Below are 14,567 nucleotides of genomic sequence, written 5' to 3'. Positions count from 1 at the left end.
GTTTGATGGTGCGATCCTTTCGCAGGAATGGAAGGAAGCACTATGGGACAAGTTCGTCACGGGAGCGCCACGACCACGCACGCCGTCAGAGCTGCAATACAGCGATCGCAAGCTTCGCTCGCGCAGCTGAGCCGGGAACTGGGCATCAACCCCAAGACGGTGGCGAAGTGGCGCAAGCGGGCGACAGTCGAGGACATGAAGACCGGGCCGTCGGAACCGCGGTCCACCGTCCTGACCGAGGCCGAAGAGGCGGCAGTCGTCGCCTTCCGAAGGCACACGCTGCTGCCGCTGGATGATTGCCTCTATGCTCTCCAGCCCTCGATCCCGCACCTGACACGGTCGGCGCTGCATCGTTGCCTGCAGCGTCACGGCATCTCGCGTCTTCCGGATGTCGAGGGCGACAAGCCAAAGCGGCAGAAGTTCAAGCGCTACCCCATCGGGTTCTTTCACATCGATATCGCCGAGGTGCAGACCGGCGAAGGGAAGCTCTTCCTCTTCGTCGGCATCGACCGGACGTCCAAGTTCGCCGTTGCTCAACTCGTTGCAACAGCTGACAGAAAGACTGCCTGGGAGTTCCTCCAGCACTTGCTCGAAGCCGTGCCCTATCAGGTCCACACGGTTCTTACTGACAATGGCATCCAGTTCGCCGAGCAACCCCGGAACCGGAACACCATCTACTCCCGGCCGATGCGCTTCGACATGATCTGCGAGGCGAATGGGATCGAGCACCGTCTGACCAAACCGAACCATCCATGGACGAACGGTCAGGTCGAGCGGATGAACCGCACGATCAAGGACGCCACAGTCAAGCGCTTCCACTACGGCAGCCACCATCAGTTGCGAACCCACCTCGCGGACTTCATGGCAGCGTACAACTTCGCACGCAGGCTGAAGACACTGAACGGCCTCACGCCCTACGAATACATCTGCAAGGTCTGGACCTCAGAGCCAGATCGATTCATCCTCGACCCGATCCACCAGATGCCGGGACTGAACACCTAACGCCGTGGATTCGTGATGTGAATCCTTCCGGGCAGAAGTTCTGCAACAACGCCCTATCAATATCAATTACTTAAAAGTTTTGATGTCGAACTTGGGATGCCTTATTCATGTTGACGCCCCTAGCCTGCCGTTCTAATGGTCGCGCGCACGCTTCGGGTCGAGCTCTGCCTTGTTTTTCTAGAGGCTGAAAGTCTGATACAGGCATTCTTCAAGAAAGGGTACATGCGTGAGTTCTGATCACGATATCCGCACCATCACGGCTAGTTCCTATTTCGATGCGGACTGGTATCGCCGGACCTATCCGGATGTGACCTATTCCCAGCTTGAACCTGCCGCTCATTACCTTTTCGTGGGCGCGCGCATCGGTCGAGATCCGGGGCCGGAATTTAGCACTGAGGGCTATTTAGAACGTAACCCCGACGTGCGTGCGGTCGATGTGAACCCGCTGCTGCATTACGAGCGTCACGGAAGGGCCGAGGGCCGCGGCACTACGGCGCGCGGTGGGCAGGCTGGCTATGCGGTGATTGTCCACGCCTACCACCCCGATTGCTTTGCCGATCTGGGGCATTACCTAGGCTGTTTTCCGCCCGAAGTGGATCGCTATGTGAGCTATCCTGCCGGATCGGAGCAGCATTCCGAAGCTCGGATCCGCGAGGTCTTTCCCGGTGCGATCCCGGTAGAGGTAGTCAATGTCGGGCAGGATGTCGGCGCCTTCGTCCAAGTGATGGAGCAAATCGACCGTTCGCGGTATGCCTTCTTCTGCAAGATCCACTCCAAGGGAGGCAACAAGCTGCCCGCAGTTTGGCGCGAGGCACTCTTCGAGGGCACGGTCGGAACACCGGAACGGGTTGCGCAGTTCGCCAAGTTGTTTCGTGAGGATCCGAAGATCCTGCTGGGCGGCCCGCGTGAGCTGTTCCTGCACGGTCCCAGTTACCTGATGGGCAATGGTGGGGATATCCAGCGCATCCTCTCCAAGGCGGGAATAGGGGCTGATGCGGGCAAGCAGAAGGGGTTCGACCCTGCCGCCCGCGACTGGGGTTTTTTCGCGGGCACCTTTTTCTGGCTGCGGGCCGAGGTGGCGGATCTGTTGCTGACCCAGGTTTCGGGTAAGGATTTTAAGGCCGAGGCGATGCGCCGCGACGGTCAGCTTGCCCATGCCGTGGAGCGGCTCTTTGGCATCCTGCCGCGCGCCATGGGCGGGCGGGTCGCCTTGGCTTCCTGCCGTGACACGCTGGCCGCACCAGAGGTCTTCGAGGTGCTGCCGCCGGAGATCCTCCGTGAAAAGCGCCCGATGATCGAACTGCTGGGCGAGATCTGTAACGGCTGGATCGTCACTCGCTCGAAACAGGCGGTAGAGGGTATCCGTCCGGGGTTGGGCTTCACCCGGATAGGACGGCAGAACCAGCGACAGGGGGAGTATTCCATCATTACCCCGACCGGTGACCGTGGCGCGGCCTTTAACCGCTGCATCCAGATGGTGGCGACCCAGACCGTGCTGCCGCGCGAATGGATCATCGTCGATGACGGGTTGGTGCCGCTGACCGAGCAGATGCGCCTGCCCGACTGGGCCACCTATATCCGCCGCGAGCGCCGATCCGACGACCCGCCCCATACATTGTCGGTCAATGTGCCGGCGGCGCTTGAACATGTCACCGGCGACCGGGTACTGATCGTGGAGGATGATGACTGGTATTCCCCCCTTTACGCGGAATACCTGCTACCGCATCTTGAGCAGCATGATCTCGTGGGGCTCAACACCATCCGCTATTACCATTTGATCGAGGCAACCTGGAAACATGGAAAGCCGCCGCGCCACACCGCCTTTGCGCAATCCGCCTTCACCCGCGGCCCGGCTTGGGACCACCTGCTGGAAGTCTGCCGGATGAACAATGCCGAGATCCGCGAGAAGGGTGTGCTGGACCGCTACTGGTGGCAGAGCTTCGAGGGAAACAAGCGGCTGCTGCAGGACCATCCCTGCCTGCATCTAGGGCTGAAGGGGGGCTTCGGTCGCCCAGGGCTGGCCGAGGGGCACAAGCGCACCGACCCGGATTACCGCGGCGATTCCGAGCGGCGCTACCTGCCACAGAACATCGGTGGCGACAGCGCCTATTACAGCCGCTGGCAGAAGAAGTTCCGCAAGCCCTATGTCATCTACACCTCGGTGGCGGGCGGCTATGACAATCTGAAGGCGCCGCTGGCGGAACTCGGGAATTTCGACTTCTACGTCTTTTCCGACACGCCGCTCGATCCTGTCGCGCCCTGGGAGCAGGTGCCGTTCGACGAGGCCCGGGAAGATCCGGTCCGCACGGCCAAAAAACCCAAGATCCTGCCACATCTCTATTTTCCGGATTATGAATGGAGCCTCTGGATCGACGCCAATATCTTCGTCCTGGACGATCTCAGCCGTTTCCTGACCATGGCGATCGAGCAGCAGGCGAAAGTGGCATTGTTCGAACATCCGGAACGCAATACGCTGAATGCTGAGGTCACGCAGCTTTGCAAGCTCAGGAAGGACGATCCTGATTTGATTCAGGCACAATATGCCCGCTACCAAGCCGAGGGCTGGGATAATCAGTTGCCGCTCTATGAATGCAATTTCATCGTCCGGCGGCACAATGATCCGGATGTGATGCGGGCGATGACGCTATGGTGGAACGAGATTGAGGAGAACAGCCGCAGGGACCAAGTGAGCTTTCCCTATGCCATGTGGAAATCGGGCATCCATCCGCTGTCGTTGCGGCCCAAGGGCCAGTCCACCCGCAACATTCCCGAGGTCTTCTACCCCACCAAGCCGCCGCATGGGACCATCAGGCTTGAGGAAGTGCAGCAGCATATAGAGGCGCATCTTGGTAGGGCGCTTCATGGCTAACGCGAAGGATGGTGATCGCCCGATGACGACCGCGGAACCAGCCCGGCCCGAGAGCCCGGTGAAGAGACATATCTTTCTGGTGCTGGGCATGCACCGCTCGGGCACTTCGGCACTTAGCGGGCTTCTGCATCATCTTGGATGCCGCCTGCCCCTACACCCGATGCCGGCCAGCGAGGCGAATCCCCGTGGCCATTTCGAGAGCGAGAGGCTGCGCCGTTTCAATGACCGGCTGCTGGCGGATTGCGGGTCGAAGTGGAACGACTGGCGACCGCTGCCCGCCGGCTGGTTCCGCTCTCCCGAGGGGCAGGCCCGGCTGGGCGAGGCGCGCGACCTGCTGCTGGCGGAATTCGACGGCACCGCGCTAGCTGTGCTCAAGGATCCGCGGATCTGCCGCATGACTCCTTTTTGGCAGGAAGCCATCGCCGCGGCCGGCTTCCGGGCAATGCCGGTGCTGACCTTCCGCAACCCGCTGGAAGTGGCGCAGTCGCTGAACCGTCGCGACAAGATAGACAGCGCGGAGGGGCTACTGATCTGGCTGCGCCATTTGCTGGATGCAGAGGCGGCGACGCGGGGCGCGCCCCGGCAGATCACGAGCTATGAGCAAATTTTGGCCAACTGGGCGGGCGTCACGGCCGCCCTGCAGAAGACCTTCGACCTCAGCCTGCCGCGCTTCGACGCAGACGCCGCGAGGACGATCGAGGATTTTCTTGGCCCAGAGCTACGTCACCATGTGGAGGGCGCGGCCCGGGTCACCGACAATCCCGCCTTACTGGATTGGGTGCGTGACACCTATCGGGTGCTGGAGCGCTGGAGCATGAAATCCGAGCGCAAGGCCGATCATGCATTGCTCGACAGGGTGCGGAGTGAATTTGACGCTGCGGTGCCGGCATTTGCCGCGCTGGCCAGCCTCAACGACCAACGCCGCCGTTCCTTGCAGGACAAGGTCGCCACGCTGACGGAGACGCTGCAGAACCACAAGGTCACGGCGGAGCGTTTGCAGGTGGAGATGAGTGTAGCGCGGCAGGCCTGGGAGAACGCGCAGGCGGCGCAAGCCGGGGCCGAGGACCGGGCCTCTGCCGCGACGGCGGAACTGGCCGCGCTGCATGACCGGCTGTCGGAGCGGGAAAGCGCCTTGGCGCAGCGCAGGCATGAGGCGGATCAGGCCACGCTTCGGGCCGAAGAGGCCGAACGCGCCCGCATGGCCGCCGAGACCCGCAATAACGAATTGCTGGCGAAAAGCCTGAAGCAGATGCAGGAAATGGGCCGTCTGGCCGATCTGGCGGGGCAAACGCGTCAGGATCTGGAGGAACTGCGTCAGCGCCATCTGGAGGGGGAGGCTATGCGCCGGACGCTGGAGGCCAGGCTGCAGGCCCGCGATGCCGCAGACCGCGCGCTTGAGGCCGAACGCGCGCGGCTTGAGGCAGAAATAAACGCGCTGCGCTCCAGCACCTCCTGGCGGCTCACGGCGCCGCTGCGCACCGTGGTGGACAGGCTGCGAGGCAATCGCTGAAGGCACAGGCAGAGGATGCACAAGGCACTTGTCACCAAGCTGGAAGAAAATCGCCTGCGGTGTTGAACACGGGATTAGGAGGATGAATGACGGTTCAGGTTGTGGAACTCGCCTTCACGGGGGTCGACCCAGAAGAGGTCTGGACCACGCTAGCATCGATCGGTGCGACGGGCTATTTTGCAACCGATGCAGCTGGTTGTTTTGCCCTCATTCTCGACAATGCCCGGGTGCTGGATTCTCTTTATCGCCGGAAGACGATGCAGGGTGCATTTTCCCTGACGCCCCTGCCGCATGTCACCACGGGCCCTTTCGAAGGGTTGCAAAAGGTCGCGCGGAAAGCCGGGAAACCCAACACATCGCAGTTGTTCTGCGATATGGTCACCCCCAATGGCCTGCTGCGGGGCTGGGGGCGGGACGCGGCGGGCCGGGTCTGCAGCCTGCGCCTGTCAATCGATGGCAAGGCGGTCGGTGTGATACCGGTCAACAGGTTCCGGCGGGATCTGCTTGCGGCGGGATACGGCACTGGCTGCCACGGTTTCTCGGCAAGGCTGCCGGACTGGGCGCTGGACGGGGGCAGCCACGAGATTCTGGGTGAACTGGTGCCAGACACGCAGCCGGACGGGGAGGCCCTGATCACCAGCCGCCGCAGGCTGAAGCTGCCCTATCATTTCAATCTGGCGCGGCCCTGGATCGGCAGCGGGGCGGATCATGCGGTGGACTGGCCGGCGCACTTGGAGGCCGAATATCTCGACATCCGGGCGCAGGTCGTGGATGGCGCCTTGCCGCAGGCGCTGGACCGGGCGGCTCAATTCATTGATGCCAGACCCCGGGCGATCTTTCTGGATTTTGGTCTCAAGGACCGCTGCTTAGTCGAGGATCGGCTGTTCGAACCGTTTCATGAGAGGGTCCTGGATCGCTGGGGCAGGCTTTTCGGCAAGCAGCTTTGCGAGCGAGGCGAGGCATGCTGCAAACGGCTTGACCTAGCCTATAACGCGGATGCGCCCGCCAGCACCCCGGCCGGGCTGACCAACCCCCTGCACGATTCGGACCCATGGCGCCGGGATGGTCCGCTGGATCGCTGCCCCCACCGGATCCGCCACTTCGCGTCAAAGGAACTGACCCGCGCCTATGCCAAGGCCCGGTCCATCGCTGTGCCCGAAACCTATGCCATCCTACGGGACATGGCGGATTTCGATGCGTTCTGCTTTCCCGGCCGCTATGTCCTGAAGCCGGATTTCGGATCCGGCGTGGCGCTGTTCCTGATGCATGGGGATCTCAATCTTTTCGACGGTTTAACTTATGGTCGTTCCGAAATCCGCGCCGCAGTGGCTAAATATATGGAGAACCACCCGAATTGCGAATTCGTGGTGGAGGAATATATCGAGCAGGACGGCACCGACCCTAGGCTTCCCTTCATCCCGCTTGACTACAAGGTGCATTGCTTTGGGGGTCGGGCGCGGATCATCCATGTAGATGACAAGAACGCGATCTCCCGCGATGCGCTGCATCGCCGTCAGTCCTGGCTGGCCCGCGACTGGTGCCATAGCCCGGCGCCCTTCCGCCATGTAGTCGAACATCCCAACGCCCCTATCGTTGCACCGCGATGCCTGCCCGAGATCCTGAGGCTGGCCGATCAGGTTGCGGCAAATCTGAAGGATTATGTCCGGGTAGATTTCTACGCCGCGAGAACCGGCCCGATTCTGGGAGAGATCACCTCTTTCACCCATGCGGGCAGGGGATTCACGGAATACGGAAATCTCGTGTTGGGACAGGCTTGGGAGATTTTTTAGACCCCCGAGTGCCTTCTCGGCCGCTTCGCTTGCCGCGGCCAGCATGCCGGCCGCGGCTTCGACATCCTCGAACGGCAGGTTCCGCTGGTCGGGATCGAGCTTCTCGGACTTCGAGCCGAAGGTGTCGCGCCGCATCTGTGCGAGCAGCCGCTCCAGCCGGGCACGGGCCTCACGCATTCGGTGCCACATGACGAATCATGACCGTAGTGTCGTCGCCAAGACCAGGCTGGCAGGTGAATCAATTCACCGCACCAACTTGTGGGTAACTGCAAGACAGAACGGCCGGTTACCATAATTCTACGGTCGCGCCCCGTTAAAGGGGGGAGGATTACCGTGGCGGTGCGCCGTAGCACCGATCAGCTCTGCAAATGCGAACGGCCTCCCGCGGGAGGCTCAGGGGAATCGCGTTTGTCCGAGGCTTGATCGAAGGCGCTTGCGCTCGGGCGTGATATGGATTCTCGGGCGGAGACAACCCGCTCCGGAGGCCCGCGCCCGATGCAGATCTTCCGTAAGCATCCGGCAAAGGCCGCGGGCCGGCCGGTCTCTCAGAGCGGCCTGCTGGTTGTCTTCGGCTTCCGGGGCCTCGGCGCCCATTTCTTCGCCAGGCGCTCGAAGCTGTCGAGGATGCGGCCGATGCCGGCGTCGTCCGGGTCGAACGTGCCGCCATGGAGGTCCATCATGTCGGCGTGAGCTTCATGGTTCGGATCGGCGCGTGCCTCGAGGAATTCGGCATAGCCGGGGGCACCCCCCACGTCCTCGGGAGGACAGGCGCCGATGGCACGGACAAGGCGCGGGTAGTCGGCGCCGGGGAGAGCGTCGTCGATCTTCTCGACCCTGATCACATGGTGCCAGTTGTCGCCGAAGTCGTAGATGTAGTGGATCGTCTTCGTGCCGGTGTCCTCGATGACATCGAGCAGGCTGGTCTTGCTGGCGGGTAGAGGGCCGTCGTGGAAGCCGTCGGGATCGGCGACACCCCAGCCGACGCCTCCTGCGCGGAACTCGTAGAGGTGCGTGTCGCTCCAGCCCATGGCGGCCTGGATCACCTCGTGCAGCCGGCTGAGCCGGATCTTCAGCGGCACGTCGAAGCGGCGCAGCACCTCCGGCTCGACGTCCGGCAGGGTGACCTTGAGGCGGGCGACCAGCGTCATGCGGCGATCCTGGGATGGGCTGGGTTGCACCAGGTCCACGGCAGCAACTCGGGCAGGCGTGAGACCGGCAGGTCCGAGATCCGGGCGATGGCGTCCGCGAGCCAGGCCTGCGGGTCGATGCCGTTGAGCCTGGCGGTGCCGATGAGGGAATACATGAAGGCGGCGCGGTGGCCACCGCGCTCGGAACCGGCGAAGAGCCAGCTCTTGCGGCCGAGGGCCACTCCCCGCAGCGCCCGCTCGGCGCAATTGTTCGACAGGCAGACCCGGCCGTCGGACAGGAACCGGGTGAAGCCCGGCCAGTGATCGGGCGAGAGCAGGTAGTCGATCGCCTTGGCCACTTTGGCGTGCTTCGACAGGAGCGCGCGTTCGGTCCGGAGCCAGCGCTCCAGATCCTCGACCAGCGGGGCCGAGCGTTCCTGTCGTGCTGCGAGACGGGCGGCGGGATCCTGCCCGTTCAGCTTGCGCTCGATCTCGAAGATCGCGTCGATGCGCCTGACCGCCTCGAAGGCGATCGGGGAGATTTCCTTCGCATCTTTGCCCTTGCGGATGTTCCCCTCGACATCGGCCAGCTCGAAGAACTTGCGCCGGGCATGGCTCCAACAAAGCGCCGGCAGGACCGGCCCCGGCTTCCGGTCGCCGCGGTAGAGCTGGTTGTAGCCGGCGTAAGCGTCGGCCTGCAGGATGCCCTTCCACCCCGTCAGGTGCTCGGCCGGATGCTCCCCGGCCCGGTCACGGGAGAAGCGGAAGACCACCGCCGGCGGGGCGGTGCCGCTGAAGGGGCGGTCGTCGCGAACATAGGTCCAGAGCCGCGCCGTCTTCGTGCCGCCCCGGGCGAGCAGCGGCACCGTGGTGTCGTCGCCATGCAGGCGGGAAGCGGCAAGGACGTGCGCCTCGATCAGGTCATGGAGCGGCTTCAGCAGTTCCGCCACGGCGCCGATCTGGTCGGCGAGCGTCGAAAGGCTCAGGTCCACGCCCTCGCGGGCATACCGCTCGGCCTGGCGGTTCAACGGCTGATGCTGGCCGAACTTCTCGAAGACGATCATGGCCAGCAGGCTCGGGCCGGCCCAGCCGCGCGGGATCGGGTGGAAGGGCGCCGGCGCCTGGCTGATCTTCTCGCAGGCCCGGCAAGTGAACTTCTCCCGAACCGTCTGGATCACCTTCCACTGCCGCGGCACCACCTCGAGCGTCTCGGTGACGTCTTCCCCCATCTTCGCGATGCGGTCCGATCCGCAGCAGGAACAAGACGTCGGCGCCGGAACCACCACGCGCTCGCGCGGCAGATGCTCGGGGAAGGGTTTGCGAACCGGCTTCCGGCGCTCGAAGGCCGCGACCTTCGTCGTCTTCTCCACACGGATCCTGTCCTCGGCGGCGGCGGTCACCAGCTCCTCGAGCTGCAGTTCCAGCTGGTCGATCAGCCTGGCGGTGCGTTCGGCGCTGCGCCCGTAGTGCTCGCGCCGGAGCAGCGCGATCTCGAGCTTGAGCCCCGCGATCATCGCCTCCGAGGTCGAGACCACCGCGCGCGCCTGCGCCAGTTCGGCCTTCGTGGCCGCCAGTTCGGCGCGCAGTTTCTCGAGTTCGCAAGCGGGATCGGACATGGCCGCTTCTACCATGCACAGCCACGGAAGCCAACAATTACAGATGCTTCCGCGACATCAGCCCATCTTCTTCGGCCTCTGGGTCCAGCGCGGATTGCGCCAGTCAATTCCGTCCAGCAGATAGCCGAGCTGAGCTGCGGATATCGCAACGGCCTCGCCCGTGGTGCTCGACGGCCAGACAAACTTGCCCGCCTCGAGGCGCTTCGCATAGAGCGACACGCCCACCCCGTCGAACCACAGCAGCTTCACCATGTCCGCCTTGCGGCCGCGGAAGCAGAAGATCTCGCCGCCATGCGGGTCGCGGCCGAGCCCCTGCTGGATCTTGAGCGCGAGCGAGTTCATCCCGCACCGCATGTCGGTGACGCCGCCGGCGATCCACACCCGCGTTCCCGCTGGAAAGGCGATCATGCGCGTTCGAGCACCTGCACGAGGCGCGTCAGCGCCACCGCCTCGATGTCTGCCGACACGGCGAGGCGTCGGCCGTTCGCCAGCGTGATTTCGATCCGCGCGTGGGCATCCTCTCCTTGCATGGCCGGTGCCTCCCGCTGTCGGTCACGAAGATCTGGGCCGATCTCCACCGGCGTGAAAACCGGACGTCCGCCGTCCAGCAGCCCCTTGTGCCAGGCGCGCCGCCATTGCGTCAGCAGCGCGCGCGAGATGCCGTGCCGGCGTGCGACCACCGAGCCCTGCCGGTGACCGCGATAGCTCTCTTCGACGATGCGGATCTTCTCCGCGTCCGACCAGGTCCGGCGGCGGCCAAGCTCGCCCGCCGCGAAGACCTCAAATTGTGAAATGACCTTAGCGCATGACATACGTCATGACGTAAGTCATAAAACCAGGCCCCGGCAGGCGGCCCTCGGCGGAGCCTTACGATCTTCCTCTCCGCCTTCGACGACATCCCTGATCCGCGCGCCGACAACGCCCGCCACGACCTTGCGGAGCTGCTCGTGGTGGCCTTTGTAGCCGTGCTCTGCGGAGCGACCTCTTGCGCCGAGATGGCCGCCTTCGGCCGCGCAAAGGAGCGTATTTTCAGGGATTTCCTGAAGCTCCGCCACGCCATCCCCTCGCACGACACATTCTCGGCCGTGTTTCGGGTGATCGACCCGAAGGCGCTCGACGCGGCCTTCGGGCGGGTGCTCGCCGAGATCGCGGGCCTCCTCGGCAAGGGCGACGTGATTGCCATCGACGGAAAGGTCCTGCGCGGCTCGCGCGACCGGGGCGATGGCGGACGGACGCGGATGATGGTCTCGGCCTACGCCGCGCGGCTGCGCCTGACGCTCGCCTCGGTGCCGACCGAGAAGGGCGGCGAACTGGAGGCGGCGCTCGAGGTGCTGGGACTGATCGCGCTGAAGGGCAAGGTGGTGACGGCCGATGCGCTGCACTGCAATCGCCGCACGGTTGCAGCGATCAACGCCCGGGGCGGCGACTGGTGCCTCTCGCTGAAGGCCAACCAGGACTCACTTTTGTCCGACGCCCGCTCGTGCTTCGGCAAGCTGGCGCCCGACCATTCGGTGGCCCGCCAGGAGGAGACGGGGCACGGCCGCCGCGAGACGCGGACGGCGACGGTGGTCTCGGCCAAGGGATTGGCGGAGCATCATGATTTTCCTCGGCTGAAGGCGTTCGGCCGGATCGAGGCCACCCGCGAGAGCGAGGGCAAGATCCAGTCCGATACCCGCTGGTTCGCCCTCTCGTGGCTGCCCACGCCCGAGGTCCTGCTGGCCACCGTGCGCGCCCACTGGGCCATCGAGAACGCGCTGCACTGGCAACTGGACGTGTCGTTCCGCGAGGACGCCGCGCGCAACCGCAAGGATAACGGGCCGGACAACATCGCCGTCCTTCGACGCCGCGCGCTGGACGTGGCCCGGCGAGACGGGTCCAAGAGTTCGCTGTCGATCAAGCTGAAGCGGGCGGGGTGGGATGACGAATTCCTTCTCAGCCTTCTCAAGCAGTTGCCCGAGACCTGATCCAAATGCGATGGCCCTGGCGGGAGGCTGCAAACTGTTGTTCTTGTTTGGTAATTCTGGTTGCGGGGGCAGGATTTGAACCTGCGGCCTTCAGGTTATGAGCCTGACGAGCTACCGGGCTGCTCCACCCCGCGGCCGTTTTGCGTCGTTTGTATTTTGACGCGGTTGATTTTGATCGTTCTGGAGATTTTCGTTTCTTTTCAGGTCTGGCGGCGACCTACTCTCCCACGTCTTGAGACGCAGTACCATTGGCGCGACGGCACTTAACGGCCGAGTTCGGGATGGGATCGGGTGTTTTGCTCGTGCTATGGCCACCAGACCGGAGAAGAAACGACAACATCAGGCTTATGCTTGTTCCAGGTCGTGCTGCTTCTGATCTGGGGTAGAGCGGAGGCTTTTTGAGCCTTGCTGTTACCGGTTCAGATCAAGCCAATCGGGCAATTAGTACCAGTCAGCTGAACGCATTGCTGCGCTTACACCTCTGGCCTATCGACGTGGTGGTCTTCCACGGCCCTCAAGGGAGACCTTGTTTTGAAGGGGGCTTCCCGCTTAGATGCCTTCAGCGGTTATCCTGTCCGAACATAGCTACCCAGCACTGCCGTTGGCACGACAACTGGTCCACCAGTGGTTCGTTCACCCCGGTCCTCTCGTACTAGGGGCAACTCTTCTCAAGTCTCCTACACCCACGGCAGATAGGGACCGAACTGTCTCACGACGTTCTAAACCCAGCTCACGTACCTCTTTAAATGGCGAACAGCCATACCCTTGGGACCTGCTCCAGCCCCAGGATGAGATGAGCCGACATCGAGGTGCCAAACGATGCCGTCGATATGGACTCTTGGGCATCATCAGCCTGTTATCCCCAGAGTACCTTTTATCCGTTGAGCGATGGCCCTTCCACTCGGGACCACCGGATCACTATGGCCGACTTTCGTCTCTGCTCGACTTGTCAGTCTTGCAGTCAGGCGGGCTTCTGCCATTGCACTCGACGACCGATTTCCGACCGGTCTGAGCCCACCATCGCGCGCCTCCGTTACTGTTTGGGAGGCGACCGCCCCAGTCAAACTACCCACCACGCAGGGTCCCGGATCCAGGTAATGGACCGCGGTTAGACATCAAGAATGCGAAGGGTGGTATCTCAAGGTTGGCTCCACGGGAACTGGCGTCCCCGTTTCGATGCCTACCACCTATCCTGCACATCACATTCCTGATGCCAGTGCGAAGCTATAGTAAAGGTTCATGGGGTCTTTCCGTCTAACCGCGGGAAGTGTGCATCTTGACACACAGTTCAATTTCGCTGAGTCCACATCAGAGACAGCGGGGAGATCGTTACGCCATTCGTGCAGGTCGGAACTTACCCGACAAGGAATTTCGCTACCTTAGGACCGTTATAGTTACGGCCGCCGTTTACTGGGGCTTCAATTCAAGGCTTGCACCTCTCCTTTTAACCTTCCAGCACCGGGCAGGCGTCAGACCCTATACGTCGCCTTGCGGCTTCGCAGAGCCCTGTGTTTTAAGTAAACAGTCGCCACCCCCTGGTTTGTGCCCCCCGCCTCTGGTTGCCCAAAGACGGGGCCTCCTTCTCGCGAACTTACGGAGGCATTTTGCCGAGTTCCTTTGATGTGGTTCTCTCAAGCGCCTTGGTATTCTCTACCAGTCCACCTGTGTCGGTTTAGGGTACGGTCTGATGGAGGGCTATTTCCAGGGACCGCTCAGCAGCCCGGCCAATCCGATAAGGCCGAACTACACCTGCGATCCGTCACATCCTCCTGGCCCAGGAATATTAACCTGGTTCCCATCGACTACGCCTTTCGGCCTCGCCTTAGGGGCCGGCTCACCCTGCTCAGATTAGCTTTAAGCAGGAACCCTTGGACTTTCGGCGACAGGGTCTCTCACCCTGTTTGTCGCTACTCATGTCAACATTCTCGCTTCCGATCTCTCCACCGGATGCCTTACGGCCCGGCTTCACAGAAAGCGCTTTGTCTGCGCATATGCGCGCGCTACCGCTTCGCTGCTTGAGCGCATTGGTGTCGCGATCATTAGAACAGACAGTGCGCTATATCACGGAACGCTCCGCTACCACGCACATTGCTGTGCATCCTGAGCTTCGGCTCGTGGCTTGAGCCCCGTTACATCTTCGCCGCAGGACAGCTTATCTAGACCAGTGAGCTGTTACGCTATCTTTAAAGGATGGCTGCTTCTAAGCCAACCTCCTGGTTGTTTTGGCCGTCCCACATGCTTTCCCACTTAGCCACGAATTGGGGGCCTTAGCTGCAGGTCAGGGTTGTTTCCCTCTTCACGACGGACGTTAGCACCCGCCGTGTGTCTCCCGGATAGTACTCTCGGGTATTCGGAGTTTGCTTAGACTCAGTAAGGCTGTGGGCCCCCATCATCCATGCAGTGCTCTACCCCCCGAGGTATTCGTCCGAGGCGCTACCTAAATAGCTTTCGCGGAGAACCAGCTATCTCCAGGTTTGATTGGCCTTTCACCCCTAGCCACAAGTCATCCAGACCCTTTTCAACGGGTGTTGGTTCGGACCTCCATCAGGTGTTACCCTGACTTCATCCTGCTCATGGCTAGATCACCTGGTTTCGGGTCTGATCCCACGAACTCGACGCCCTTTTAAGACTCGCTTTCGCTGCGCCTCCACCTACCGGCTTAAGCTTGCTCGTGAGACCAAGTCGTTGA

8 protein-coding genes, 1 tRNA gene, 2 rRNA genes and 2 pseudogenes (1 of these 13 running past the window's edge) are annotated in these 14,567 nt (G+C 62.6%); 5 read left to right on the top strand and 8 right to left on the bottom strand.

Annotated elements, in window-relative coordinates; translation table 11 throughout:
• The first annotated feature begins 42 nt into the window (after window positions 1–42).
• The 4 genes and pseudogenes from LV780_RS19900 to LV780_RS22025 all read left to right on the top strand — a co-directional run.
• Complete coding sequence (locus LV780_RS19900; RefSeq protein WP_011907123.1) at window positions 43–1,002, top strand: IS481 family transposase; 960 nt, start codon at window positions 43–45, stop codon at window positions 1,000–1,002.
• A gap of 226 nt (window positions 1,003–1,228) precedes the next feature.
• Window positions 1,229–3,871, top strand: coding sequence for a glycosyltransferase domain-containing protein (locus LV780_RS19895; protein WP_117345193.1), 2,643 nt, complete (start codon window positions 1,229–1,231; stop codon window positions 3,869–3,871).
• Window positions 3,864–5,381 (top strand): sulfotransferase family protein, encoded by a 1,518-nt coding sequence (locus LV780_RS19890; protein WP_147326430.1) that lies wholly within the window; start codon window positions 3,864–3,866, stop codon window positions 5,379–5,381. The genes LV780_RS19895 and LV780_RS19890 overlap by 8 nt, the downstream gene beginning before the upstream one ends.
• A gap of 86 nt (window positions 5,382–5,467) precedes the next feature.
• Window positions 5,468–7,054 (top strand): annotated as a pseudogene (locus tag LV780_RS22025) (hypothetical protein); the annotation flags it as partial.
• On the opposite strand, the pseudogene LV780_RS19880 reads toward LV780_RS22025, so the two are convergent.
• From LV780_RS19880 to tnpA, 5 genes and pseudogenes are all read right to left on the bottom strand, one after another.
• Window positions 6,989–7,348, bottom strand: a pseudogene (locus tag LV780_RS19880) (transposase domain-containing protein); the annotation flags it as partial. The pseudogenes LV780_RS22025 and LV780_RS19880 sit on opposite strands and share 66 nt — an antisense overlap.
• Before the next feature lie 368 nt (window positions 7,349–7,716).
• Window positions 7,717–8,319, bottom strand: coding sequence for a plasmid pRiA4b ORF-3 family protein (locus tag LV780_RS19875; RefSeq protein WP_117345190.1), 603 nt, complete (start codon window positions 8,317–8,319; stop codon window positions 7,717–7,719).
• On the bottom strand, window positions 8,316–9,914 hold the full coding sequence (tnpC, locus tag LV780_RS19870; RefSeq protein ID WP_117345189.1) for an IS66 family transposase: 1,599 nt from the start codon (window positions 9,912–9,914) through the stop codon (window positions 8,316–8,318). Before tnpC ends, LV780_RS19875 begins: the two co-directional genes overlap by 4 nt.
• A 57-nt stretch (window positions 9,915–9,971) precedes the next feature.
• Window positions 9,972–10,322, bottom strand: a complete 351-nt coding sequence (gene tnpB, locus LV780_RS19865; protein ID WP_011910610.1) for an IS66 family insertion sequence element accessory protein TnpB — start codon at window positions 10,320–10,322, stop codon at window positions 9,972–9,974.
• Window positions 10,319–10,726 carry an IS66-like element accessory protein TnpA gene (gene tnpA / locus LV780_RS19860; protein ID WP_117345188.1) on the bottom strand — a complete coding sequence of 136 codons (408 nt, stop codon included), beginning with the start codon at window positions 10,724–10,726 and terminating at the stop codon, window positions 10,319–10,321. Before tnpA ends, tnpB begins: the two co-directional genes overlap by 4 nt.
• A gap of 60 nt (window positions 10,727–10,786) precedes the next feature.
• On the opposite strand from tnpA, the gene LV780_RS19855 reads away from it, so the two are divergent.
• Window positions 10,787–11,878 (top strand): ISAs1 family transposase, encoded by a 1,092-nt coding sequence (locus LV780_RS19855; RefSeq protein WP_117345187.1) that lies wholly within the window; start codon window positions 10,787–10,789, stop codon window positions 11,876–11,878.
• 57 nt (window positions 11,879–11,935) lie between these two features.
• On the opposite strand, the gene LV780_RS19850 is transcribed toward LV780_RS19855, so the two are convergent.
• The 3 genes from LV780_RS19850 to LV780_RS19840 form a co-directional block, all read right to left on the bottom strand.
• Window positions 11,936–12,012, bottom strand: a tRNA-Met gene (locus tag LV780_RS19850).
• Window positions 12,013–12,082: 70 nt separating this feature from the next.
• Window positions 12,083–12,197: ribosomal RNA gene (gene rrf, locus LV780_RS19845) — 5S ribosomal RNA — on the bottom strand.
• A 101-nt stretch (window positions 12,198–12,298) separates the two neighbouring features.
• Window positions 12,299–14,567 (bottom strand): 23S ribosomal RNA (locus LV780_RS19840) (it continues 652 nt past the right edge of the window).

The organism is Cereibacter azotoformans, assembly GCF_021391315.1.
In the GTDB taxonomy this organism is placed as follows: Bacteria; Pseudomonadota; Alphaproteobacteria; order Rhodobacterales; family Rhodobacteraceae; genus Cereibacter_A; species Cereibacter_A azotoformans.
Note: the sequence above shows the minus strand (reverse complement) of the source record. Positions and strands in the feature narration are given on the sequence as shown.